Genomic DNA, 25228 nt, shown 5'->3' on the forward strand with positions numbered 1-25228 from the left:
TCCTCCCTTGACACGGGTCCGCGACGGCTACCAGCTGGGGTTCTCCGGCAGCGCGAGCCCGAGGTACTTGCCGTCGTCGGACACCATCACGCCCGCGCGGCAGCACTGTTCGAGGAAGGCCGTCACGTCGTCATCGGTGACGGCCAGGCCCTGCGCCGCCACCTGGCGGGAGACAGCCGCCGCTGCCCGGGGCGCGTCGCCGCAGGCCTCGTAGACGTCCGCCTTCCAGCCCGTGAGGACAGCCCGACGGGGCTGGTCGGTCCGGCGGTCGATCAGTGTCAGCTTCCCGGGCAGCCGCTGGTAGACAAGGCTGGGCTTCGCCTCGGTGAACCGGGTCTGCCAGTGTGAGACGGCGGCGTTCAGCGCGGCCACCGTCTCGTGGGACACCGTGCCGGACGCTTCGTAGTCGAAGAAGTACGCGATCTTCTCGAGGTCCAGCGAGGCCGGATAGACGTGGCTGTAGCTGGCCCGGGGCCGGAGGTTGTCGATGGGGAAGGACGGGTCGGTGAAATAGGGGCTGAAGCGCTCCAGCCAGATCCTGCCACAGCCTCCGGGCGGCTGGAGATGGTGCAGCAGCGGGAGCAGGCGCAGTTGTTCGGTGTAGTCCTCCTCGGTCTCTCCCGGGAATCCCGCCAGGATGTTCCAGGCCACGTCGATCCCGTAGTAAGCAGCCCATTTCAGCAGCCGGATATTGATCAGCTTGCTCGCGCCCTTGCGCATCAGCTGCAGCACATGGGTGCTGAGGCTCTCGATGCCGGGCTGGATGCGCAGTATTCCGGCGCTTTTCAGGGTCGCGACCTGTTCCCGGGTGAGATTGGCCTTCACCTCGAAGAAGAGGTTCACGTCCCAGTGCTCCTCGGCAAGCTGCGCGCACAGCGAGGAGAAGTACCCCATGTCGAGGATGTTGTCGACGGTGTCGACATGCACCACCGGGTAGTCGCGCAGCAGGGCTTTCAGCTCGGTGAACGCGCGCTCACCGGACTTGGAGCGGTACGCCATGCCGAGCGCGTTGAGGCCGCAGAAGGTGCAGTGGTGTTTCTGGCCCCACCAGCATCCCCGGGAGAACTCGACCGGCAGCCGTACGGGGGTCCGGCCCAGCAGCCGGGCGCGGTCGAAGCGCTCCACCCAGGCGAAGTAGTCCCGGTAGTCCGGAGTGGGAAGGTCGTCGAGGACCTGCGGGCGCTGGGCGTCGGCAGTCGGCGGTACGTCCGTGGCGGCATGCCGCAGGACTCCGGGGATGGGGGTGTCCGTGCCGTCGGCGACGTTCTTCAACAGTGCGGGGAACACGAGATCGCCCTCGCCGGCCACCACGTAGTCGAGCCAGGGCAGCTTCCTCGCGTACTCGGCCCCCATCTCCCCGTCGAAGTTGGCACCCCCGTACACCAGCGTCACGCCCGGGTGGAATTCCTTGATCTTTCTCCCCAGTGCGAGCGACGCCGTGTTCTGCAGGAAGGTGGAGGTGAATCCGATGACGTCGTACTCCCCCCACACCGGTCTGGCCGCGCATTCGGCGATCCAGTCCGGCAGCCTCTCACGGCGCAACTCCACGAGATCCTCGAGGCCTTTGCCGGTGAGCTCGTCCCAGATGGACTTCACCTCCGGGTACGCGGCGAAGTAGTCGTCGTCCGGGGTCACTTCGCCGAATGCGGCGTAGGAGAACAGCCATTCCCCCATCAGGTGGAGCCGCTCGGAGGCGATGTTTGCGATTCCGTCGTAGGCCTTGCTGCCGAAGAAGGAGGCGAACTCGATGTTGAGGTAGTGGCTGTCGCACTCGTGGCCGGCCCTGCGGGTGATCGACTGCAGCAGTCCGCACTGGATGGAGGGCGCGTGAATGCGTGCCCAGGGCATGTTCACCAGGGCGACGCGCAGGGCTCTGCTGGGCGGCGAAGCGGATTCCTCATGGTCCGCTTCGGTCCGCACAGCCAGAGGCAGGCGGATGAGGCTCATCGGTTTCCCCTCGGGTGTGGGCACGTCGGTCACTCGAAGTCGTCGTGGCCGTGTCTGCTCGCGCGCCGGGCCTGGTGGAGGATCGACAAGGCGGCGAGGACGGTGAACCCGAGGCCGGCGGCGACCTCGAGGCCCAGGTCGCCGAGCCAGGGCCGGCCGTCCATCCCCGCGCGGACGGCGTCCAGGCCGTGCCGGGCCGGCAGCACCTGACCGATCGCGTCCACCCATCCCACCCGGCCGGGCGGGACGATCGCGCCACTGCACAGCATGACGAGGTAGGACAGGACGTTCGGGGCCACCACGTCGGCCCGTTTGCCAACGGTCATCGTCGCTCCCGCGAGCCCCAGCACGCTGAGCGTCAGCGCGATCAGCGCGTACACCCACGCCCAGGGCAGCAACCGCAGGGCGAAGTCCGTCATACCGAGCAGGGGCGCCGCGATCGCGCCCTGAACGACGAGCAGGCTCCAGCCCATGACGGGATAGGGCAGCGCCCGGGCGATCTGGGTGACGGTGGGCGACAGCGCGCCGGTGCGCACCCGCGCGAAGGTGGCGTACTGCTTGTCCAGGACGGGCACGGCGACCACACCGTTGACGTTGGTGCTGCTCAACGCCAGCACGAGCGAACCGGCAAAGGCGTACTCGCGGTGTCCGGGACCGGCGAGGACGCCTGCGAGCGTCGTGAAGAACAGGATCTGCAGAACCCCGCGCGGCAGTGTCGCGCCGAGCAGGCCGGCAGGCGTCTGGAGCGCGCGGTACTCGAGCCAGCCCATACGGGCGGCCTCAGCCGCCCGCCAGGCCGGCAAGGCGCGGGCCGGGACGGCGCCGTGCTCCGGGGCGGTGTCAAGCGAGGTCAAGTGTGCCCTCCCTGCGAGACCTCTCGACGGACCGGCTGTAGGCGAGGCCCGCGGTAAAGAAGTAGGCGAGCGTCAGCAGCATCGCCGCACCCAGCGGGGCGACCGAGACGCCGCCGGTGGCCGCGTCGACCAGACAGTCCTTGATCCAGTGCAGGCTGAGCAGATCGGGTGCCCAGCGCAGCCAGGCGGGCAGCGCGTGGGTGGGGATGAGCAGCCCGCCCACGGCGAAGACCGGGTACATCAACGCGTGGGACCACACCAGCCCGTTGCGGGTCACCAGGAAGAGGCAGGACACCAGCGCCCCGAGAGCGGTGGCGGAGCACACCAGCACCATGAGCGACACGACGATCCACACCGGGTGCGACACCCCCAGCGGCAGCCCCAGCGCCACCGCCGTGACGCCGGTGCTGACGAGGATCGCGCCGACGCTGGTGACGGTCGCGCCCAGGCTCTTGCCCAGCAGCACCAGGTACGGCGACCAGACTCCGGAGACACAGCGGGCGAGCGTGCCGAAGCTGCGCTCGCGGCGCAGGACCCCTCCGCTCATCCACACCGTGGAGCCCCACAGCGCGGTCAGCATCACGGCCACAAGGAGCTCGGCCGCGCCGTCGGGGTCGGGGCGACCGGTCTCCACCGCGATGATCAGGAACACCGCGGGGAGCATGCCGGAGTTGACCAGCAGCAACGGATTGCGCTGCATGGCCCGCTGTTCCATGCGCAACGCGGTCACGAACATCCACAGGGCGCCGCTCACCGCACTCCACCGACCTGGCTGCCGGCGGCCAGACGCGCGGCCACGTGGGAGTAGACGTCCTCCAGCCGCACCGGCTCGATCCGCACGTCCATGACGCTGACGTGCGCCAGCGCCTGCTCCAGCAGACCGAACGAACCGACGCTCCAGTCACGGACGTGCAGCCTGAGGGTCCACGCCCCGTCGGCCACGTCGACACCGCCGACGGCGATGTCTCGGGACGACACCGCGCCACCGTCGGGCGGGCTGCCGGTGCCGCGCACGATCACCGTGGCGGTATAGCCGGCCTGGCGGGCGAACTCCTCGACCGGCAGGTCCGCCGCGAGGGTGCCGTCCGCGAGGATGATCACCCGGCTGGCGAGGCGTTCGATGTCGAGCAGATAGTGGCTCGTGAGCAAAACGGACACTCCGGTGTCGCGCAGTGCTGCGACGGTGCCGCGCAGCCGGTCGGCCTCGACCGGGTCGAGACCCACAGTCGGTTCGTCGAGCAGCAGCACGCGCGGCTCGGCGATCATGCCGATGGCGATGTGCAGTCGCTGGCGCATGCCCTTGGAGTACGTCTCCACCGCGCGGTCGGCCGCGGCACCCAGGCCGACTTCCTCCAGCGCGGCGTCCAGCTTGGTTTTCAGGCCGCGTCGGCCTACGCCGGCGAGCATGGCGAAGAACCGCAGGTTGTCGCGGCCGTTCAGCTTGGCGTAGAGGCCGCGGTCGCCGCCCAGCACGACGCCGGTCATCCGGCGTACCGTGCGCAGATCGCGTGTGACGTCGTGCCCGAAGATACGGGCGGTGCCGGTGCTGGGCAGCAGCAGGGTGGCGAGGATCTTGGTGAGGGTGGTCTTGCCGGCTCCGTTGCTGCCGAGCAGGCCCACGATCTCGCCGGCTCCGACCTGGAAGCTGACGTCCCGCAGGGCCACGATCTCGCGTCCGCGGTCGGTGAAGCTACGGCCGAGGTGTTCCACGGCGATCGCCGGCTCGCTCAACGTCCTGCCTCCATCGGGTGAACATCTGCCGCTCTTCGGGCGAGGGCGGCATGTGCGGCGGCGAGCCTGGCCAGGGGGACGCGTGGCGGCGCGCACGAGATGTGGTCGAAGCCCGCCTCGGTGAAGAACCGCACGGCCGCCGCGTCGGCCGCCTGTTCGCCGCAGACGCCGAGTGTGATGTCCGGGCGTACGGCTCGTGCCTCCTCGGCGACCTGGCGTGCCAGGGTGCCGACGGCTTCGACGTCCAGTCGGGCGAAGGGGGATGCGTCGATGAGGCCCAGGTCCTGGTAGGCGGGCAGCAGATGCTGTTCGGCGTCGTCGCGGGACAGGCCCCAGACGAGTGCGGTGAGGTCGTTGGTGCCCAGGGACAGGGAGTCCGCTCGGCGTGCGATCGACCGGGCCAGCAGCGCGGCCCGCGGGGTCTCGATCATGGCGCCCAGCGAGATGCCCGCCTCGGCCGGGGAGGTTCCCAGGTGGGCACAGACGTCGTCGAGGATGCCCCGGACGAAGTCCAGTTCCGCCGGGGCGCTCACCATGGGGACCAGGAGTTCGGGCCGCGGGTCGCGGCCGTCGCGGCGCAGCGCGAGCGTCGCCTGCGCCAGTGCCTTGATCTGTACGGCCGTCAGCGTCGGGAGCAGGACGCCCATCCGCACGCCGCGCACCCCGAGCATGGGGTTGTGCTCGTGCAGGCGGCGGGTGATGTCGAGCCGGTCCCGGTCGGCCTGCGCGCCCGTGGCCTGCGCGGTCAGGGAGAGTTCTGTCAGGTCGGGGAGGAATTCGTGGCGCGGGGGATCAAGCAGGCGGATCGTGACGGGCAGTCCGTCCATCGCCGCGAGGACGTCCGTGATCTCCGTCCGCAGGAGGGTGTGCAGGGTGGCGAGGTCCTCCGTCATGTCGGGGCCGGGCCGGGCCATCAGGACCCGTTGGAGCACCTGGTGGCGCTCGCCGAGGAACATGTGCTCGATCCGGCACAGTCCCACCCCGCTCGCGCCCAGCGCCCGTCCAGCGGTGGCGTCGGCGCCGGTGTCGGCGTTCACGCGCACCGCGATGCCGGGCAGCGCGGACAGCGCGTCGTCCAGCCAGCCGGGCAGTTCCAGGGCAGCCCGTCGCTCGGCGGAGGACTGCTTGCGGCCGCCGAGGTGGATCACTCCGGTGCGGCCGTCCACGGTGACCGGATCGCCGGCCCGGACGGTGTCGCCCCGCGTGGTGCGCAGCGTCTTGGCGTCGGCGTCCAGGACGCCGTCGACGAGGGCCGCGACGGCCGGCAGCCCGAGGCCGCGCGCCACGACCGCGGCGTGCGACGTCAGTCCGCCTCGCTCGGTGACCACGGCCGTCGCGGCCAGCAGACCCGGGAGGTCCGCCGGCTTCGACTCGGTGAGGACCAGCACCGGCTGTTCTCCCCCGGCCCGCGCGGCAACGGCCTCGGCCGCGCTGAAGACGACGGCACCGGAAGCGATGCCGGGAGACACTCCGAGACCGCGCGCCGCCACGGGCAGGTCGAGGGACGGCCCGGTCATGGAACGCGCCTGCTCGACGTCCAGGGGATCCACCAGCGACGCTGCCTGCCCGGGGGTCAGCCGGCCGCGTTCGTACCGGGTGGCCACGGCGCGCAGGAGAGCGGCGCCGTGCAGGGAGGCTCGGGTGGTGCTGACGATGTGGGCCCTGCCGTGTTCGACGACGAACTCCACTCGGACCGGCCAGCCGAGTTCGGTCTCGGCGGCGTGCACCGCCTGCCGCAACTCGGGGCCCCACGGCTGTGTATCGATGAGTTCGCCGAGATCCACGCCACCCGCTGTCAGCAGCTGGGCTCCGGACCCCCCGGCGAGATAGGAGCCGGTCACGACCGGCCGGCCGGTCGACAGGTCGCAGGAGTGGGCCAGACCGCTGCCTGAGTCGGGGCCGCACCACAGCGGCTGCCGTCCGAGCTCCAACCTGGCCGCACCGGGCTCGGCTCTGACCAACGCCCGCACCACAGCGATCACTTGTTCGACGGGGTCGTCCGGCAATACGGCGTCGGGATCCGCGACGGCCAGGGCGGCCACCAGTTCGGCCCTGCGCTGCGCGGCGAAGCCGGCACCGGCAAGCCCTGCCAGCCACTGTCGACTGGCAGGGCTCATACCGAGAAACGACAGACAGCTTCCCTTCAGGCAGGGAAGCCAGGCTGTCAGGAAGACGGGACGCTCCCCACTCCCTAGACGACCGTCGGGATCGAGCTCGGCGATCGCCTCACGGAGCGTGGCGTCAACGGCATCGACCGGCAGCCGCAGTACTGAACCAGCGGGAAGAGCGACCGGCAGATGATCCATGACCACGTACTGAATCCCCATCCCCCGAGGGCGAGGTCCGGCACCGTTTCCGGTGGTGAACCTCTGGTGTCAACGGGCCCCCGCAGCGCCGGGGGCGGATCGACGCGCGGACGCTACCGGCTCACGAACTCCGGGCGGACACCGAGCAGGTACACACGGTCGTCCAGGTCGGCGGCCTCCTCCGGGGCGATCGGAGAGAATTCCAGCTCGGCCAGGTCGGCGAGCTCCTCGACGTTCGAGTTTGATATGTCCATGATCCGACGCTAACAGCAGTCCTCTCTTGCCACAAGATGAACTCTGCATGTTCATAAGCAAGTTGACTAGATATCGACTGTCCCGAAAAGCACACATCATCTAAATGCCGCTGATTACCGGGAACACTCCCGGGTAGCGGCCGACCGAAATTTTCCGGCCATTCCCGCAGAGGCCGACAACGCCTGCGGGCTATGCTCATGTCGTGCGGATTACCAAGTACGCTCATTCCTGTGTCCGGTTGGAGCACGACGGCGGCACGCTGATCATCGATCCCGGCGTCTGGAGCGAGCCCGAGGCACTCTCGGGCGCAGACGCGGTCCTGGTGACCCACGAACACGACGATCACATCGACCTGCTGCGGCTGAAGGGGCTGGGCGTGCCCGTCTACGCCCCCAAGTCGGCGCGGATCCCGGGCCTGGACTTCACCGGCGTCGTCGCCGGGGAAGAGTTCACCGCGGCAGGCTTCCGGGTGGCCGCCCAGGGCGGGCAGCACGCCCGCATCTACGGCGCCCTCCCTGACTGCGCGAACCTGGGCTACCTCGTGGAGGACCACCTCTACCATCCTGGGGACTCCCTTCACCGTCCCGACCGACCGGTGGAGACCCTGCTGGTCCCCCTGCAGGGGTCATGGATGAAGACGGACGAGGCCATCGACTTCGTCCGCGCCGTCGATCCGGAACGGGCCTACGGCATCCACGACGGGCAGGTCAACGATCGGGGCCTGGGCAGCCTGAACGGCTGGCTCGCCGACCAATGCGGCGGCCGCTACCGCTGGCTCGCGCCGGGGTCGTCCGCCTGATGACCGAGCCGTCCACCCCCACCCTCTATACCGTCGCCGGTCTGCGAGGACCGGGACGCCTGAGCACCATGGCCCGGCCTCGCGGCCACGGGCGTCTGGCCGGCGACATGGTGGCCCTGCGTGGCGCCGGCACCGACGTCGTCGTCTGTGCCCTCCCCGACGACGAACGCACCGAACTGGGGCTCGCCGACGAGCCCCGCCTCGCCGAGGCCGCCGGGCTGCGGTTCGTCGCGCTGCCCATTCCCGACTTCACGGTCCCGTCGGTCCGCGTCGTGCTGCCGGTACTGCGGGAACTCGCCGAGGAGCTGCGGGGCGGCGCCCATGTCGTTGCGCACTGCCGCTGTGCCATCGGACGGTCCTCCCTGATCGCGGTCTGCCTGATGATCCTGGAAGGCATGGCGCCGGAGACTGCTTGGACGGCCATGGAACGGGCTCGGGGGACGAGGGTGCCGGACACCGAGGAACAGCGCGCTTGGACGCTGGAGTTCTTCCGCCTGGTCTCGCGGGGCGGGCAGCATCCTGGCCGGGACCGCGGGGCCGGGCCTGTGGACCGGCTGTCCCAGGTTGACCATCAGCCGGACCGATGATCGTCGGCCTCGAAACCGCCGTCGCCCGGGGTGACCCGGGCATGTCCTGACGGCGCCAGCAGGGGCCTGTGTGCACCGTCCTGCTGTGCGGTGCCCGGGGTCGCGGGACGACTGCCGACGCGAGCGAAGCCGATGGCGCGCAGCAACGGAGTCGTCAGAGCCGTGGTGACCAGGGCAACGAGGGTGAGGATGCCCATCAGCCGTTCGTCGATGAGTCCGGCCTGGTAACCGATCTGGATGACGACGAGTTCGGTGAGTCCCCGGGCGTTGAGCAGGAAGCCCAGAGCGAGAGCGGGACGCCACTCCATCCCCGTCATCCAGGCGCACAGGAACGGACCGCCGATCTTGCCGACGATCGCGAGGGCGAGCAGCATGAGGAGCGTCACCAGCACCGACCTGTCCCAGCCCAGCGCGCCGAAGTCGATGGTGAGGCCGAAGCCGAAGAAGAAGAACGGGAGCAGCACCGTCTTCGCCGTCACCGTGAGACGTTCGGCGACCGCGGCCGCCTTGCCGTTGCTTCTCGGCCACGCGAGGCCGACCAGCAGGGCGCCGATCAACTGGTGGACCCCTATGGCCGCGGTCATGGCAGCGGCTGCGGTGACGGCGGAGACGAGGAGGACGGCGACCGCGGTGGAGCCGGCGCGGGCGCCGTTGCCCAACCACCGGGCGAGCAGCAGACGCACAGGCCCGAGGAAGACGACGGCGACGACCACGATGGCGGCCGTATTGAACAACAGCCCGCCGGTACCGGAACCATGGGCGGCCGCCAGGACGGCGGCGAGCAAAAGCCAGCTGCCGCCGTCGCCGATCGCTGCGGCAAAGAGGCTGAGCTGACCGGGACGGCTGTGGATGATGTCCAAGTCGGCGAGGATCCGGGCGAGCACCGGGAAAGCGGTGATACTCAGCGCGCACCCGAGGAAGAGGACGAAGGCGAGCGGGGAACCGCTGCGGCCGACGAAGGCGTCCACAAGCGGCACGGCGGCCGCTGTACCGAGGGCGAACGGGATGAAAAGCGAGGCCTGGCTGACCAACACAGCCTGGGTAGCGGCGCCGCGCAGGCGCATGCCGGCCATCTCCCGGCCCACCCCGAAGACGAAAAGAACCAGCCCCAGTTGAGCCAGCCCGTTGAGTAACTGCACCGACGGAGCGGGGAAGAGCCACTGGGCCGCGTCCGGGGCGGAGTGCCCGAACAGCGAGGGTCCGAGCGCGAGGCCCGCGCAGATCTCGCCGATGACCCGTGGCTGGCCGAGACCGGAGAGGAGAATGCCTCCCAGATGCGTCGCCGTCAGGATGACAGCCGCCGCAAGGAAGAAATGGCCTGTGGCGTCCAGGCGGTGGGCGGGGGCGGCGGGACCGTCCGTCTGGCCGCCCCCGACGCCGGCGGCGACGAACCCGATGATGGCGAGCGGAAGGACCGTGACGGTCACGCCGGCGATCCACAGCCGTTTGCCCGCCTTGGAGCGTTCGGTGAATGTCTCTGACACTTCCACAACTCCGTTTCACGTGGGCCGAGAGTGGCGGGCGGGGCACGAGAACAAAGCGGGGGGACTGCCGGGATCTCTCAGACGGAGGATGTGCGAGGCGGCAGCTCCGTGGACTCGAAGATCATGTCGCGCATCAGTTCGCTGGCTCCGCCGGCGATCGTCCCCGCCATCGCGTCGCGGTAGAGACGGGCGGGCGCCGAGTCCTCGCTGTAGCCCGCCGCACCGTGGTACTGGAGGCACGCCTGCGCCACGGCCACGGCGAGTTCGGTGGACTTCAGTTTGAGAATGGAGGCGGTGCGGGTGTCGAGGGCGCCCCTGCTGTGCAGCCGGGCCGCATGCAGGGCGTACTGGCTCACGAGGTCCAACTCGGCGTCGAGTTCGGCGATCCGGTGCCGGACGGCCTGCTTTGCGCTCAACGGAGCATCGCCCACCCGGTGTTGCCGCACGAAGCCGTTGAGCAGCTCCAGGGTGTACCTGACGCCTCCCACCGCGAGCAGTCCGGCGACCAGCCGTTCGAAGTCCAGCCCGCGCATGAGGTACGTCAGGGCGCGGTCGCGTCGGCCGAGCAGTCGGTCGGCGGGCACCTCGACATCCGTGAACGTCACACGACAGACATCGGCGCCGTGCCAGCCCAGCATCGGCTGGGGTTCATGGCGCACTCCGCGGCTGTCGGCGTCGACGAGGAACAGGCTGGCTCCGGTCAGCCCCCGGGAGGAGGAAGAGGCGCCGGTTCGGGCGAGAGTGACGAAGAAGTCGGCCCGGGAACCGTTGGCGACATACGACTTCTCCCCGTTGACGGTGTGGACACCGTCGTCCCGAGGGTCAGCGCGGGTGTTCAGGTGGCGCAGATCGGAACCGGCGCCCACCTCGGTGATGGCCAGCGCGGCTATCCGCTCCCCCCGTTCGACGGCCGGCAGGTAGGCGCTGCGCTGTTCGGGGGTGCCCCACAGGCGGAGATAGGACACGGCCATGTAGGCGTGCACGCCGACGGCCGCGCGGATCCCTGCGTACCCGGTGGCGCCCAACTCCTCCAGGAAAACCGCGCTGGAGAGGAAGTCCTCGCCCGAGTGTCCGAGGCGGAGCAGCCCCTCCCTGCCCAGCAAGTGCCATCCCTCCCGGCTGATCCGCCCCTGCGCCTCCCACGCCGGGGCGTTCGGCCGGACGACGCCGTCCAGCACCTCGCGCACCCGGGCGCGGAAGGCGCGGTGTCCGTCGGGGGACCGGTTGTCTCCGACCGCCGCCGGGGGAGCCTCGGTCATTTCACCGAGACCACGGTGTGGGCGGGGAGAATGTCGGTGATCTTGCCGGGGATCCTGAACACCGCGTTGGGCGCTCCGGCGGCGGCCCAGGTCTCGTCGAACCCGATCAGGTCCTCGTCGACGTAGATGGTCAGCGGCTGCTTGTGTCCCAGCGGGGGGACGCCGCCGATGGCGAAGCCGGTCACCCGCTTGACGAAGTCGGCGTCGGCCTTGCCGATCTCACTGCCCACCAGCTCGGAAATGGTCTTCTCGTTGACTCGGTTCGGGCCGCTCGCCAGGACCATCACCGGCTGGTCGGTCGCGGGGGCACGGAAGACGAGCGACTTCACGATCTGGTTCTTTCCGCATCCCAGGGCCTGTGCCGCGTCATCAGCCGTGCGTGTGGACACGGGCAGTTCGACGACCGTCAGGTCGAGGCCGCGCTCGCGGAGAATGTCCTGGAATTGCTGGGCGCGCTTACTGATGCTCATGAAGAGGTGACCCCTGATGGTGCGTGAAGTGACATGAGAGCGTGGCGATCCACCTTACCGGTGGCGGAAAGCGGCAGAGATCCACAGAAATGGATCTTGGCCGGAATCATGTACACGGGAAGGTGTTCGCCGAGATATTCTCGTATGGCATCCGATGTACAGTCCTCACCGCAAGGCACGATGAATGCCAGCAGGGTCCGCTGTCCGGCGGTATCGCCGCTGACGGTGACGTAACTCTGTTTGATGTCCGGGTGTCTGTCGAGGTGGTGGGAGACCTCGCCGATCTCGATGCGATAGCCGTTCACCTTCACCTGGTCGTCCAGCCTGCCCTTGAAGACCACGTTGCCGTCGTCCAGGAAATATCCGCGGTCGCCGGTTCGGTAGAGCATTTCGACGGTTCCGTCGATCTCGCATTCGATGAACTGCCGGCGGGTGGCCCCCCACGCGTGGAGGTATCCCGGGGAGAGTCCCGGGCCGGACAGGCAGATCTCGCCGAGCTCGCCCGGCTCGCACAGGTGCCCGTCGTGGACAAGGTAGAGACGGGTGTTCTGCAGGGGCAGTCCGATCGGCAGCGCTGTGTGGGTGGGGATCGGGTCGGGGACGGGGTAGTAGGTGGCGAACGTGGTGCACTCCGTCGGGCCGTAGACGCTGACCACGCGGCCGGGGCCGTAGCGTCGCACGGCCCGGCTCATATGGGTGAGGGAGTGTGCCTCGCCCCCGGTGAGGACGGTCTCCAGGCCATCCAGCGTCTCCGGCGCCTCGTCCACCACGGTGTTGAACAGCGCCGTGGTCAGGAAGAGGACGGTGACGCCGTGCGCCTCGATCACTTGGCGCAGCTTCGACAGGCGTACGAAGGAGAAGGGATACAGGACGCAGGTCCCGCCATGCAGGAGAGCGCCCCAGATCTCGAAGGTGGCAGCGTCGAAGGTGACCGGCGCCATGTGAAGCAGGGTCGTGCGCTCACCCAGGTGCGCGTAACGGGCGCCGAACACCAGCCTGGCGATGCTCCGGTGCCGGACCGGCACGCCCTTGGGGACGCCGGTGGAGCCGGAGGTGAAGTTGATGTAAGCGATATCGTCAGGATCGACCCTCAGCGCGGGGTTCTCGACGTGGCCGTCCGCAGCCTCCGCCTCGTCCACGCCGAGGGCGCGGCACTCGGGGAACCGCTCGGCCAGGGTGTGCGGCGCGTCGCTCAGCGTCCAGCGGCACGAGGCTTGGCCGAGGACGGTGCGCAGCCGTTCGTCCGGCCAGGCCGCGTCGAGTGGGAGATAGACGGCGGCGCACTTGATGATCGCGACCAGAGCGACAACCAGTTCGGGGGAACGCACCAGGCACACCGCCACCGTGTCCCCGGGCCGCACGCCCGTCTGGCGAAGTCGCGCGGCCAACGCGTTGGCCGCGCTGTTCAGTTGGCGGTAGGTGAGGGCACGGCCTGCGTGCACGACCGCGGTGGCGCCGGGGTGTTCCTCGGCACATGCCTCGAACAGCTCCTTCACGCCGCAATCGTCCGGGTACGGCGCGTCGGTGCTGTTGACCATGCGATGGATCGCCTGCGCGCGTTCGGTGACGATCAGCTCATGCATCCTGAACCCCAAGGCGCTCGTTGATGACGTTCAGCAGAGTCCGACGGTGCGTCTCCAGGAAGAAGTGCCCGCCCGGCATCTCGATCAGCTCACACTCCCTATTGGTGTACGAGCGCCAGCCGCGCATGCTCGCCCGGCCGTCGATGTGGTCCTCACGGCCGTACATCGCCGTGAGCTTCACGTCGACGCCCTTGCTGTGACGGTCCTCCCACAGCTCTGCCAGCCGTATGTCGCTGCGTACGGTGGGCAGCAGGAGGCGCATCATCACCCGGTTGTCCAGCACCTCCGCCGGGGTGCCGCCCATCTCGCGCAGCGCGTCGCGGAAGGCGGTCTCGGAGAGTTGGTGGAGATAGGGCCGGGCCTGCGGGACGTCGGGGCTACGGCAGCCGGAGACGAACAGGTGTCGGGTCCGTCCCGGATGCCGTACGGCGGTCAGGTGGGCGAGCTCGTAGGCGAGCCGTCCGCCGAAGCTGTGCCCGTAGAAGGCGTGGGGTTCCTGGAGATAGGGGGAGAGAGCTGCGAACGTGTCCGCCAGCAGCGTCTCCCAGTCCTGGTACAGCGGTTCCCTGATACGGCGGCCACGGCCGGGCAGCGCGACGGCGAGCAGCTCCACCCGATCGCCGACGGCTCCGGCCCAGCTGCGGAACAGGTCGGGACTGCCCCCGGCGTACGGGAAGCAGATCAGTCTGACGGCCGGGTCGCCGGACGTCCGCTTGAGGGACAGGACCCACCTGTCGCCGCCGAGCGATGGCACCGTCCAGGTTCTCCTACGCCTCGTCGGCCGTTTCCGCCGCCTGCCGGTGTTTCGCAAGACAGGAGGCGATTTCGCGGACACTGCTGTGCTCGAACAGGTCGTCGGGGGGAAGCACGTCCTCCCCGAACTTCTCTTCGGCCCGGGCGATCAGCCGCATCGCCGTGAGTGAGTTGCCGCCGGCGTCGAAGAAGTCGTCATCGGCTCCGCCGACTTCGAGCCCCAGAGAGCGGCAGGAGTCGATCACCCAGGGCAGGATGTCCTCCTGCTGTGTCGTGTCGCTCATGGTGCGGCCCTCCTAACGCGTGGGGAAGCGGTAGCCGTTGACCGTGGTCTCGACGAAGCGGTTGTGACCACAGGTGTCCTCGCCGGACACCAGGACGTTGCCGAACCTCTCCAGGCTGGCCGCTCCGCCGAACTCCTCCAGTTCCGTGGAATAGGGGTAGACCCGCACGGACGTTGGCAGGTAACGGGCGGCGAAGCCGAGGCGCATCTGGTTGGTCAGACCGCTGTGCGGGTGCGAGGCGTGCATCAGCGTCGACCAGAAGATGATGAACTGGCCCTGCCGCATGACCTGCGAGACGGCCTTCGACTCGTCGGGGCTCCAGTTCGGGTCCTTCTGCAGCTGCCGGTAGTCGTAGCCGAAGAAGCCGCGCCGGACGCCGTCCTTTTCCACCTGGTTGATGGAGTCCGCGTTGTACTCCATGGTCTTGGACTCGTCGTAGTTCATCGTCGTGTGCGAGCCGGGGATGAACTGCAGACAGCCGTTCTCGACCGTGGCGTCGGTGAAGGCCGCCCAGACGGTGATGGTGCCGCCGAACGCCGCGTCCTCGGGCCAGACGATCTGCGGGTGCTTGGTGCCGGCGACGTTGGAGAAGTTGTCGGCCTGGTGCCAGTCCGTTCCCTCGTCGCCCGGGTACTTGGGGAAGAACTCCGTCCGCCAGCACAGGACATCGGGGCCGAGGAGGCTGGACACCCGGTCCGTGATCTCCGGCCTGGTGATGTGCTGCGCCAGGAAGTCTACGTCCAGGTGACGGTCGTAGTTCGCGAGATTGGTGCTGCCGGAGACAGCGTTGTCGGAACTGTAGATGGAGGTCTTGGTGTTGATGAGCTTCGGCCGTAAGGCCCGAAGGTTGGCCTCCATCTCCTCTTTGCCGTAGAGGTCGAACGGCCCGATGAAGCCGTCGCGGTGAAACTGCTCGATCTCCCCGGCACTGAGCGTGAAGTCGACGGTCTGCTGTTCCATACCCCGCCTTTCGAGGGCGCTCCGATGAGCGATGATCAAGTACAGACACGCAAAGGCGTACTTGGGTACGTCCCCCGCGCGAACCGCGCTTTTCCTCGTGAGTCTTCGCTTTTCTGCGTATTTCTCCGTGAGATGTCAGGACCCTGTTTCACCATCCACGAATGACGCCAGCAGCAACGTTCACTCAGTGATCGACACGGTGGCGAGAGTACGGCAGGAGAACTGGATACCGAAAGCGCTTTCATCCGCCACCCACCAGTCAAGCGACTTTTCGGCCGACCGTTCCAGGGCGAGGCTGCGTGGCGGGAAACCGGACCGCGCACATACGTCGGACGCGTCCCTGATGAGCACATGGCGTGTGCACCCTCCCGGGAATTCGGCAGCCGGCTCGTCGCCGCTCCCGAGGCGGACAGCCGGGTGCCGAGGCCTCGGCGAATGGCTTCCTCCGGGATGCCGTTCGGCCAGGTGGCATCCGCATCCGGGGCCTTGGTCGAGCGTCGTTGACGCCGCAAAGGCGCCACCGGGGACAGGGCTCTCGCCGGGGGCGAGTCGAGAGACGGCATCGCGCCGCGCGATCATCGCGGAGCGGAGCGGACGCATGGGGCGCAGAAGCAGGGTCGGTGCGCACGCGGCGCAACACGCCCGCAGCGTTCGAAATACCCGCTCGGGCCGCGAAGTTGGCCGGGATGAGCCCCTGGCACTCTGAGCGAAGCCAGTGATGCGCCCGGAGCAGTGCAGGCCGTGCAGCCCATGTGGCCCGTGGTTTCGGGGACCGTAGGGGTGGTGCGGCTCGTATCATCGCTTCTGCCGTCGTGCCGTCCGGCCAGACCGATTGGTTGTTGAGTATCCGTGGACCGTGCCGCTCAGATCGTCGCCGCCAATCTCCGGCAGCAGCGCGCCCGCGCCCGATTGTCCCTGGCCGAACTCGCCCGCCTCTCCGGAGTCGCCAAGGCCACGCTCTCCAGCCTGGAGGCGGGGGTGGGCAACCCGACCATCCAGACACTGTGGTTGATCGCCAACGCGCTGGGGACGTCGTTCAGCGATCTCCTGGCGGAGCCCGCGGCCGAAGCCGAGGTACGGGTGCTGAAGCCGGCGCAGGACGAGTGGCCGGACGACGGCGAGGAGACGATAGAGCTGTGCAGCCGGTGGCCCGCGCGCGGCGTCACGGAGACGTACATGCTGTCCCTGGGCGCCGGGGCCAGATATGAGTCCGAGCGGCACGCGGCGGGCGTCGTCGAACACCTGATCGTCCTGGAAGGTGCGGTGCGCTGCGGCCCTCTCGACGCCCCGGAGGACCTGGAACGCCATCATTACATCCAGTTTCCGGCTGACACCAGGCATCTCTACGAAGCCAAGGGAGGTCCGGCCCGCTGCCTGCTCATCGTGAGCTACGCGTCGCCCCCGCCCGCCCGATGACCGAAGGAGCCCGATGGACGACCAGGACAACTCCGCCGCGGAACTCACCGGCAGGATCACGAGCGGTCCCGCCGACGTGCTGCACCGGACCGTGCTCGAACCGCAGTTCAGGTTCGAGGCCCGCTGCCTTCTACCGCACTATGTGCACCTGGAGAAGGTGCTGTTACTGGAGTACCGGCGGATGGGAGTGCTCACCGCCCGTGAAGTAACCGAACTCGGCCGGGCGTTGGAGGAGGCCACCGGGGATCGGCTGGCCGCCGGTCTGCGGGCCAGCATGTCCGACATCTCCTTCGCGCTGGAACGGTTCGTTCTGGGACGCCTGGACGCGCCCGTACCCGCCTGGCACGTGGACCGAAGCCGTAACGACCTCCAGGCGACGGCCCAGTTGATGTTTGGCCGCAGGCTGACCATCGACGCGGCCGGCGGGCTGCTCAGGTGCGCCGAGGCCGCGCACCGGCGGGCCGGCGAGCATGTGGACGACGTGATGCCGGGCTACACGCATCTGCAGGCCGCCCAGGTGGTGTCCCCGGCGTTCTGGCTGTCGGCGCTGACCGGGCGGCTGCTGCACGCCCTGGACCGGCTCGGCCGGGTCTACGACGGCCTGGACGCCTGCCCGTTGGGCAGCGGGGCCATGTCCGGCCAGGAGCTGGACTGGGATCGGGAGCGCATGAGCCGGCTACTCGGGTTCACCGGTGCCGAGCCGCACGCGCTGACCGGCGTCGCCTCCCGGGAGTGGCTGCTGGACCTCTCCGCCGCCTGCTCCACGACCGGCGTCGTGACGAGCCGGTTCGTCACGGACCTGATGGCCTGGGCCAGCGGGGCCTACGGGTTCTGCGAGCTACCCGACGAACTGTCCGGCATCTCCTCGGCGATGCCGCAGAAGAAGAACTACCCCGTGTTGGAACGGATCCGGGGCAAGGCCGCCCATCTGACGTCGTGGTACGTCGACGTGGCCACCACCCAGCGAGCCGTGACCTACAGCAACACCGTCGAGGTGTCCAAGGAGAGCAGCGCCCAGCTGGAGACGGCCATGTCGGGCTTCGGGGCGATGCTGGAGCTGCTGCGTGTGGTGCTCGACCGGCTGGCATTTCGCACCGACCGGATGCGGGCCGCGTGCGAGAGCGAGCACCTGGGCGGATTCTCGCTGGCCAACCGGCTCACGCTGGACCACAGGATCCCCTGGCGTACCGCCCAGGTGGTCGCGGGGCAGTACATCACGGCCGCCCGGGATGCCGGGCTGCTGCCCTCACAGCACCGCCCGGACCTGCTCATCGAGGCGGCCGCACGGCACGGCCATGCGCTGGCCGACCCGCTGCCGATGCTGCGCGAGGCATTCGACCCGGACCGGGAGATGGGCCGCCGACGTTCCTCCGGTTCCTCGGAGCCGACCGCCGTCTCCGCCCTGCTCGAAGAGCAGGCAGAGCAACTGGCCCGGCTGACGCGTCAGTGGCAGGCCCGCGCCCGCACGGTCCGGGAGTCCGCGGTTCAGGCGGACAGCGAGCTCGCGGCGGAGGCGCCGGCCCAGTCCGGGCTGAGTGAGCGGTAGACGGTCACGGTCCCCGGCAGGGCCTCGCACAGCGCTCGCGTGCGCTCGACGAGGCCACTGCCGCACTCCGGCTCCTCGGCGAGCAGGATGCCCAGCGTCGTGCCACTGTGAGCGGCGACCAGCCCGAGCCCGCCGACCTTGCGGCAGATGACCCGCAGAGCCTCGAACTGGCTTTTGGGCAGGAGCTTGGCGTTCATCTCCGCGCTGCGGGTGGCTACGGCGCCCACGGTGTACAGGTCTCCGTCCCGTACGGCCTGAGACAGAGTGCTCAGCAGGTCGCCGTACTCGCGCCTGTCGGCGTCGGTGAACGGCTTGACGCGGCGGTTGAAACTCACCGTGTCCACCATGCCGCCCTCGTCGAGCCCGACGACCGTCAGCGGAGGGAGGAATCCCAGCCGTTCTCGCAGTCGGACCTCTTTGTGATAGTAGGTCACGACTCCCGGATACATGACACCGTCCGATGGCTCGATGTCTCGCAGCAGCGCCTCGATCCGGGATTCCTCGAGCCTCGTCCCGAAGGCATCCGCCACGGCGCGGGCCGTCGCCACCAGATCAGCCGACGAACTGGCGAACCCCTTGCCCACGGGCAGGTCGCTGGCCACCTCCAACAGCCCGCCGCCGTGATGGCCGAACGCCCGCAGCAGACGCGAGGCCAGTAACCGCGACTTGTGCTTGCCCGCGGGAACGACCTGCACTTCCTCGCTCTCCGACCCTGGCCGGAAAGTGGCGGTCGAAAACCGGGAGATGGGGAAGGTCACCAGGAAGTCGAGGCCGTTCTCATACAGGACTCCCTGAAGCAGTTCGCCGAAGGTTCCGAAGGCCGTGCCCACTCCGGCGCGCCCCTTACCGAGGTCCGGATGCTCGGCTGTTCCCACGGTCTCGTCCACGTGCCGACTCCTCACTGCGCGCCGATCGGGACCTCCAGAGGCGGATCACACGTCCGCACGGTCTGGTTTACTGAACGATCAGTCTGCCATGATGGTACGAGCGTGGTCGGTGCGGCGAGCAGACGCTGTCGTACGGATCCACCGCGGTCGGCCGAGTCGGCCGTGCGACGAACAGGTGCCATGCCCTTGACCCCCCACGACCTGGAGTGGTGAGCACGTGCTGTTCGACAACGTTGTGGAGGCCATAGGACACACCCCGGTGGTGCGCCTTCGGCTGGAGGACTCACCGCAGGTCGAGGCGTACGCGAAGCTCGAGTTACAGAACCTGTACGGGATGAAGGACCGGGTCGCGCGCAGCATCCTCCTGGAGGCCAAGCGGCTGGGCGCGTTGACCGAGGGCGCGCCCATCATCGAGAGTTCCTCGGGGACGATGGCACTCGGCGTGGCTCTGGTCGGCACCGCCCTGGGGCATCCCGTGCACATCGTCACCGACCCGAGGATCGACCGGATCACGCTGGCCAAGCTGCGCGCGCTGGGCTGCGAGGTGCACGTGGTCGAGGCGATGACCCGGGGCGGCTGGCAGAGCGCGCGACTGGAACGGCTGGCGGAACTGAGGGCCGGACTCCCCGGCGCCTTCTGGCCCGATCAGTACGACAACCCCGACAACCCCGCCGGATACCGGGCGCTCGCCACGGAGCTGATCGAGGATCTGGGCGCCTTCGACATCCTGGTCGGCTCGGTGGGCAGCGGCGGCTCGCTGTGCGGATCGGCCCGCGCGCTGCGCGCCGAGCTGCCGCATCTGCGGGTGGTGGGCGCGGACAGCACAGGCAGCGTCCTGTTCGGCCAACCCGACCGGCCCGGCCGCCTGCAGAGCGGCCTGGGCAACAGCCTGCATCCCAAGAACCTGGACCGCTCGCTCATCGACGAGGTGCACTGGCTCAACGACCGCGAGGCCTTCCAGGCCACCCGCGATCTGGTCAGCGAACAGGGCCTGTTCGCCGGCAACACCTCGGGCTCCGTCTATCAGGTCCTGAAGTTCCTGGCCCGGCGGGCACCCGCCGGGACGCGCATCGTCGGCATCCTCCCCGACCGGGGCGACCGCTACACGGACACCGTCTACGACGACGGCTACTGGTCCGAGCACGACCTCGCCGCCCTCGACCTGGCCACCGTCCCGGAGGCCACCGCGCCCGGCCAGGTGGTCCAGGGCTGGTCCAGGACCAGCGGGCCGATGGCGGAGAGCGCAGAGAAGCGGCGGCGTCTGCTGTTCGTGGAGTCCAACACCACGGGCAGCGGCATGCTCGCGCTGAGCGTCGCGCACGAACTGGGCTTCTCCCCCGTCCTGCTCACCGCCGCCCCCGAGAGGTACGTGGGGCTGGACGACACGGAATGCGAAGTACTGCCGTGCGACACGGGCTCGCCTCTCGCCCTGCGCCTGGCCGTGCGTGATGCGTTCCGCCGTGAGGAACTCGCGGGGGTCACCACCACCAGCGAGTTCTACGCCGAGGCCGTGGCCGATCTCGCTCGCTGGCTGGGGCTGCCCGGCAACGCGCCGGACGCGGTGGCCGCCTGCCGGAACAAGGCCGTGCTGCGCCGCCGGCTGGACGAGGCCGGAGTCCCGCAGCCGCGGCACGCGGCGGTGACCGACATCGCGCAACTGGCCGCTGCCCGCGACAAGATCGGGCTGCCCTGCGTGGTCAAGCCGGTCGACGACACCGGCTCGCACGACGTGCTGCTGTGCCGGACCGAGGACGAACTGACAGCCCACGTACGGCATGTGCTCGACGCCCGTCTCAACGTCCGCGGCCTGCCCACCGCGCGCACCGGGCTGGTCGAGCAGTACCTCGAAGGACCCGAGTACAGCGTCGAGACCTTCAGCGCACAGGGCCGCGTCCACTGCGTCGGCATCACCGAGAAGAGGGTCGGCGGCCTCCCCCACTTCGTCGAGTGCGGGCATGTCTTTCCCGCGCAGCTGTCCGCCCCGGTCGCCGCCGCCATCGAGGCGACGGTCCGGCAGGCCATCGCGGCGGTGGGCCTCGGCCACGGGGCCGCGCACACCGAGATACGGCTGACCGAGCGCGGTCCCGCCGTCATCGAGATCAACCCCCGCCCGGCCGGCGGCATGATCACCGAGGCGATCCGGCTGGCCACCGGCGTGGAACTGCTGGAACAGCAGCTCAGAGCCGCTACCGGGCTGCCGCAGCGGACAGACGCCGAAGCAGTGCGCTGCGCAGCCATCCGTTTCCTGCTGGCCCCACGCGCCGGCCGGCTGGTGGAGGTACGCGGCGTAGCGGAGGCCTCGGTCGTCGAGGGAGTCGCCCAGGTCACCGTCACCGCCAGCCCCGGCACGACGGTCCGCCCGGCGCAGGACGCCTACGACCGGCTCGGATACGTGATCGCCCACGGCGACTCGTACGAGGAGGCCACCAAGGTCTGCGACGAGGCCCACAGCCGGATCGAGCTCGTGGTGGCCGATGATCCGCGTCCAGGGGATGCCCTGTCATGACGTGGGAACATCCCGCCCTCGCGTCGGTCCCGCACGCCGTGGAGCACTGGGCCGAGCGGCGGCCAGAAGCAATCGCCTGCCGGTTCATCCGCCCGGACCTCACGGTCGAACGCGAGCTGCGCTACGCGGATTTGCGGCAGGCAGTGCTGGAGATCGCAGCCGGTCTGGCGTCCGTGGCCGGCCCCGGCGACCGAGTCGTCCTGCTCCTGCCGCCGGGTCCTGACTACCTGGTGTCGCTGCTCGGCTGTCTGCGCATCGGCGTAGTGGCGGTACCGCTGTATCCGCCCCGGCCGGGGGCGCGGACCGACCGTATCGACTCCGTGGTCAGGGACTGCGGGGCGACACATGTGCTCACCGTCCCGGAACTGATGGATCGGCTGGCCGACCCGTCGGGCGCCGCGCCGCCGACGGCCGCGCTCCACACCGTCGACAGTCTGAGAGCGGCCGCGCACGACCGGCCGCGCACGCTGCCCGCTCCCCCGGCCGACGGCTTCGCCTTTCTCCAGTACACCTCCGGATCGACCGGCCGCCCGAAGGGGGTGATGGTCGGTCACCGCAACTTGGTCGAGAACCAACGGGCCATCGCCGCCGGCTTCGCGCTGCGGCCGACGGACATCGTCGTCAGCTGGCTGCCGATGTACCACGACATGGGCCTGATCGGCACGGCGCTGGTCCCGCTGTACCTCGGGCTGGAAGCGGTCTTCCTTGACACGTTCTCCTTCCTGCACGACCCGCTCGCCTGGCCCCGGGCGATCGCGGCCTACAGGGGCACCTGCTCCGGAGGCCCCGACTTCGGCTACCGGCTGCTGGCCGACCGCTACGACCCCGAGGCGCTCGACGGAACCGACCTGAGTGCCTGGCGGGTCGCGTTCAACGGGGCCGAGCCCATCGACCACCGGACCCTGGACCGCTTCGCGGGCCTGTACGGCCGGCACGGCTTCTCCCCCCGGGCGTTTCTGCCCTGCTACGGGCTGGCCGAGGCGACCCTGTTCGTCACCGGCCGCCCGTCCTCGGCCGCGCCTGCCACCGTCGCCTTCGACCGGCGAGTGATCGAGCAGGGGCTTTTGGTCCCCTCCGGGGATCCGGCCACCGGGAGCAGTGTCATCACCCTGGTCTCCTGTGGCAGACCGGAACCCGGGACGAACCTCGTCGTCCGTGATGACAAAGGCCTCCCCGCGACAGACGGCACGGTGGGCGAGATCTGCCTCAGCGGACCGAGCGTCACCCTCGGCTACTGGGGCGCCCCCGACGCCACTGCCGAGGTCTTCCACACCGAGATCCCCGGACGCCCTGGCGCCTTCTTGCGCACGGGTGACCTCGGAGCGCTGGTCGACGGCGAGTTGTACGTCGTAGGCCGGGCCAAAGACGTCATCATCGTCGCCGGCCGCAACCACCACGCACACGACATCGAGGCAGCGGCCTGGGCCGCCGGGGACGATCTGCGCGCGGGAGGTGCCGCCGCCTTCCAACTCGACGATGAGCTACGCACGGTGGTCGTCGTCCTGGAAGTCGGACGGCAGGCCGTCGCCCGCCTCAGGAAGGGCGGGGACACCGCCGCCGTGCTCGTCGAAGCCCTCGCCACCGCCGTGCGCCGGGCCGTCGCCGCCGAATGTGGCCTGGACGTCGCCGACGTCGTGCTCGTGCCGCCGGGCGCGGTGGCCCGGACATCCAGCGGCAAGATCCGCCGGTCGGAGACGCGACGACTCCTGCTCGACGGCATGCTCAGGACCTTCGGACGCTCGTCGGCCGACTCCGCCGGCTCCGCGTCCGGCCGACCGTCCGACGCACCGCCCAGCGGGACCGGCACCGTACGGGAGGTGCTGCGGGCCCAGGTCTCCCGGCGGCTCGGGCACCTGCCCGACGAGACGGACTGCCGGCTGCCGCTGGCCGCCCTGGGATACGACTCCCTCGCCCTGGTCGCCCTGAAGGGCGCCGTCGAGCGAGAGCTGGGGCGCCCGGTGGAAGCCTCGCTGTTCTTCGGCCATCTGTCCCTGGACGAGATCACCACGGCTGTCTCCGAGCCACTCGCACCGGCGTCGACCGGTCCGGCGGAGACGGGCGAGACAGCCGGCCCGGTCACCACGGCCGCCCCCATCGAGGCCGGCAACGCGAGCGGCCCGCTCTCGCAGGGGCAGATCCAACTCCAGTTCTACGACCGCCTGCACACCGAGGACGTCGCCAATAACCTCCCCTTCGCCGTGCGCTTCGCGCGTCGCATCGCACCGGAGCAGATACGCCACGCCGTCGCCGACGTCGTCTCCGCGTACCCGTCACTGCGCGCCGCATTCGGCCCCATGGGGACGGGCTCGGCCGTCATCAGCGCGGGGGCACGCTTCGACTGGCTCGTGCAGGAGTTCTCAGACGACGATCCGAAGCAGGTCCGCGACTACCTGGAGAAGTCCGCCTTCCAGCGGTTCGACCTGACGGAGGGTCCTCTCGTCCGCGCCATCGTCGCGTTGACCCCGCACACCACCACGTTGCTCCTCGTCTGCCACCACGCTGTCGTCGACTACTGGTCGCTGCGGATCGTCGCGGCGCGCATCATGACCGAACTGCTGGGCCCCGGCTGCCTTCCGTCCCCGGCGTCCGAGGGGGCCACGGCGGCCGACTGGGCGCGCGTCGAGGCACGCACGGCAGCCGACCCTCGCGCCGAAGCCAAGCTCCGGGAGCTCGCCGAGAAGTGGCACCCCCTGAGCGACCACGTGCTGTTCCCGGGGCCCCTCCCCACCGTCCGCCGCCGCAACCCGGCCGGCCTCACCGATTTCGAGCTCGGCCCCGAGCTCACCGCCGCTCTGTACGGACACGCCCGGGCCCGCGGCATCACCCCCTTCACCAGCATTGCAGCGGCCTACCTGCGCGCCCTCCACCTGACCACCGGCCACCCCAGGGTGGTCATCGGCACCCCGCACCACGGACGGACCGAGGCACGCTTCGCCGGCACCGTCGGCTATCTGGTGAATCTGATCCCCGTCCTGGGCGACTTCACCGACGGCGACGGGCCGAAAGGACTGGAGGAGCGCACCTGGCGGGAGCTGCGCACGTCGATGGCGGCTGCGGACGTTCCCTTCGCCAGACTGGTGCGGGCGCTGGGCCCGGGCAGGCACGGCCAGAACCCGCTCTTCCAGAGCACCCTGACCTTCCAGCAGTCCGCGGACGACCTGCTGCCGGACGGCTTCTCCGTTCCCTGGAGCGGCTGCCGGCAGACCATCGGCGGGGTAGAGGTGTCGGCCATCGACATCCCCCCGCGGGACGTGGGGTTCGCCCTCAGCCTCTACGGCGCCCGCGACGGCGACCGTCTGGTGTTCCGGCTGGTCCGCCAGCGCGCGCTCGTCGCCCCGGACACAGCCCGGCAGATCTGCGACGCGTTCCAAGACAGTCTCCTGACGTGGATTTCATGAAAGGACGCCCCATGTCGACTTCCAGCACCACTCAAGCGGGCACCCTGGTTGATGCGTTCTCGGTTGTGGCGGTGCGGTGTGGTGACCGCGTTGCGTTGCGGTGCGGCCGGCGTGAGGTGACCTATGCCGAGCTGGACTCGTGGTCGTCGCAGTGGGCTGCCGCTCTGCGGGAGTCGGGGTGCGCCGGCCGGCCGGTGGGGATC

At 69.6% G+C, this 25228-nt stretch carries 20 protein-coding genes and 1 pseudogene; 7 read left to right on the forward strand and 14 right to left on the reverse strand.

What is annotated here, in order from left to right; all coding sequences use genetic code 11:
* Positions 1-27 precede the first annotated feature (27 nt).
* The 6 genes from ACIRF9_RS48785 to ACIRF9_RS48810 form a co-directional block, all read right to left on the reverse strand.
* Positions 28-1947, reverse strand: a complete 1920-nt coding sequence (locus ACIRF9_RS48785) for a RiPP maturation radical SAM C-methyltransferase (protein WP_403836728.1) — start codon at positions 1945-1947, stop codon at positions 28-30.
* 29 nt (positions 1948-1976) lie between these two features.
* Positions 1977-2801 carry an ABC transporter permease gene (locus ACIRF9_RS48790; RefSeq protein ID WP_403836730.1) on the reverse strand — a complete coding sequence of 275 codons (825 nt, stop codon included), beginning with the start codon at positions 2799-2801 and terminating at the stop codon, positions 1977-1979.
* Positions 2788-3555: an ABC transporter permease gene (locus ACIRF9_RS48795; RefSeq protein ID WP_403836732.1), complete on the reverse strand. Its 768-nt coding sequence runs from the start codon at positions 3553-3555 to the stop codon at positions 2788-2790. Before ACIRF9_RS48795 ends, ACIRF9_RS48790 begins: the two co-directional genes overlap by 14 nt.
* Positions 3552-4532, reverse strand: coding sequence for an ABC transporter ATP-binding protein (locus tag ACIRF9_RS48800; RefSeq protein WP_403836734.1), 981 nt, complete (start codon positions 4530-4532; stop codon positions 3552-3554). The genes ACIRF9_RS48795 and ACIRF9_RS48800 overlap by 4 nt, the downstream gene beginning before the upstream one ends.
* Positions 4529-6649: a putative PEP-binding protein gene (locus ACIRF9_RS48805; protein ID WP_403836736.1), complete on the reverse strand. Its 2121-nt coding sequence runs from the start codon at positions 6647-6649 to the stop codon at positions 4529-4531. The genes ACIRF9_RS48800 and ACIRF9_RS48805 overlap by 4 nt, the downstream gene beginning before the upstream one ends.
* A gap of 302 nt (positions 6650-6951) precedes the next feature.
* The gene (locus ACIRF9_RS48810) at positions 6952-7092 is read right to left on the reverse strand and encodes a hypothetical protein (protein WP_403836738.1); all 141 of its coding nucleotides are present in this window, start codon (positions 7090-7092) and stop codon (positions 6952-6954) included.
* A gap of 203 nt (positions 7093-7295) precedes the next feature.
* On the opposite strand from ACIRF9_RS48810, the gene ACIRF9_RS48815 reads away from it, so the two are divergent.
* Both ACIRF9_RS48815 and ACIRF9_RS48820 read left to right on the forward strand, forming a co-directional pair.
* A complete protein-coding gene (locus tag ACIRF9_RS48815) occupies positions 7296-7892 on the forward strand; it encodes an MBL fold metallo-hydrolase (protein ID WP_403836740.1) in 597 nt (198 codons plus the stop codon).
* A complete protein-coding gene (locus ACIRF9_RS48820; protein ID WP_403836742.1) occupies positions 7892-8479 on the forward strand; it encodes a tyrosine protein phosphatase in 588 nt (195 codons plus the stop codon). Before ACIRF9_RS48815 ends, ACIRF9_RS48820 begins: the two co-directional genes overlap by 1 nt.
* Here the strand turns inward: ACIRF9_RS48820 and ACIRF9_RS48825 are convergent.
* From ACIRF9_RS48825 to ACIRF9_RS48855, 7 genes are all read right to left on the reverse strand, one after another.
* Positions 8464-9963: a cation:proton antiporter gene (locus tag ACIRF9_RS48825; protein WP_403836744.1), complete on the reverse strand. Its 1500-nt coding sequence runs from the start codon at positions 9961-9963 to the stop codon at positions 8464-8466. The two genes, ACIRF9_RS48820 and ACIRF9_RS48825, sit on opposite strands and share 16 nt — an antisense overlap.
* A 77-nt stretch (positions 9964-10040) precedes the next feature.
* Positions 10041-11222, reverse strand: a complete 1182-nt coding sequence (locus tag ACIRF9_RS48830; RefSeq protein ID WP_403836746.1) for an acyl-CoA dehydrogenase family protein — start codon at positions 11220-11222, stop codon at positions 10041-10043.
* Complete coding sequence (locus ACIRF9_RS48835) at positions 11219-11692, reverse strand: YbaK/EbsC family protein (RefSeq protein WP_403836748.1); 474 nt, start codon at positions 11690-11692, stop codon at positions 11219-11221. The genes ACIRF9_RS48830 and ACIRF9_RS48835 overlap by 4 nt, the downstream gene beginning before the upstream one ends.
* Positions 11689-13275: an amino acid adenylation domain-containing protein gene (locus ACIRF9_RS48840; RefSeq protein ID WP_403836750.1), complete on the reverse strand. Its 1587-nt coding sequence runs from the start codon at positions 13273-13275 to the stop codon at positions 11689-11691. The genes ACIRF9_RS48835 and ACIRF9_RS48840 overlap by 4 nt, the downstream gene beginning before the upstream one ends.
* Positions 13268-14029, reverse strand: coding sequence for a thioesterase II family protein (locus ACIRF9_RS48845; protein WP_403836752.1), 762 nt, complete (start codon positions 14027-14029; stop codon positions 13268-13270). The genes ACIRF9_RS48840 and ACIRF9_RS48845 overlap by 8 nt, the downstream gene beginning before the upstream one ends.
* Before the next feature lie 13 nt (positions 14030-14042).
* Positions 14043-14312, reverse strand: a complete 270-nt coding sequence (locus ACIRF9_RS48850) for a phosphopantetheine-binding protein (RefSeq protein ID WP_403836754.1) — start codon at positions 14310-14312, stop codon at positions 14043-14045.
* A 12-nt stretch (positions 14313-14324) separates the two neighbouring features.
* A complete protein-coding gene (locus tag ACIRF9_RS48855; protein ID WP_403836756.1) occupies positions 14325-15272 on the reverse strand; it encodes a chlorinating enzyme in 948 nt (315 codons plus the stop codon).
* An 849-nt stretch (positions 15273-16121) separates the two neighbouring features.
* Here ACIRF9_RS48855 and ACIRF9_RS48860 point away from each other — a divergent pair.
* Together ACIRF9_RS48860 and ACIRF9_RS48865 are read left to right on the forward strand one after the other, a co-directional pair.
* Positions 16122-16688, forward strand: coding sequence for a helix-turn-helix domain-containing protein (locus tag ACIRF9_RS48860; protein WP_403836758.1), 567 nt, complete (start codon positions 16122-16124; stop codon positions 16686-16688).
* Between the two features lie 13 nt (positions 16689-16701).
* Positions 16702-18234 (forward strand): argininosuccinate lyase, encoded by a 1533-nt coding sequence (locus tag ACIRF9_RS48865; RefSeq protein WP_403836760.1) that lies wholly within the window; start codon positions 16702-16704, stop codon positions 18232-18234.
* Here the strand turns inward: ACIRF9_RS48865 and ACIRF9_RS48870 are convergent.
* Positions 18174-19121, reverse strand: coding sequence for a kinase (locus ACIRF9_RS48870; RefSeq protein WP_403836762.1), 948 nt, complete (start codon positions 19119-19121; stop codon positions 18174-18176). The two genes, ACIRF9_RS48865 and ACIRF9_RS48870, sit on opposite strands and share 61 nt — an antisense overlap.
* Before the next feature lie 217 nt (positions 19122-19338).
* Here ACIRF9_RS48870 and ACIRF9_RS48875 point away from each other — a divergent pair, with 217 nt between their 5' ends.
* The 3 genes and pseudogenes from ACIRF9_RS48875 to ACIRF9_RS48885 form a co-directional block, all read left to right on the forward strand.
* Complete coding sequence (locus ACIRF9_RS48875) at positions 19339-21627, forward strand: pyridoxal-phosphate dependent enzyme (protein ID WP_403836764.1); 2289 nt, start codon at positions 19339-19341, stop codon at positions 21625-21627.
* Positions 21624-25025 carry an AMP-binding protein gene (locus ACIRF9_RS48880; RefSeq protein ID WP_403836766.1) on the forward strand — a complete coding sequence of 1134 codons (3402 nt, stop codon included), beginning with the start codon at positions 21624-21626 and terminating at the stop codon, positions 25023-25025. The genes ACIRF9_RS48875 and ACIRF9_RS48880 overlap by 4 nt, the downstream gene beginning before the upstream one ends.
* A gap of 11 nt (positions 25026-25036) precedes the next feature.
* Positions 25037-25228: pseudogene (locus ACIRF9_RS48885) on the forward strand (hypothetical protein); the annotation flags it as partial.

It is taken from the genome of Streptomyces sp. NPDC096132 (assembly GCF_044763345.1).
In the GTDB taxonomy this organism is placed as follows: domain Bacteria; phylum Actinomycetota; class Actinomycetes; order Streptomycetales; family Streptomycetaceae; genus Streptomyces.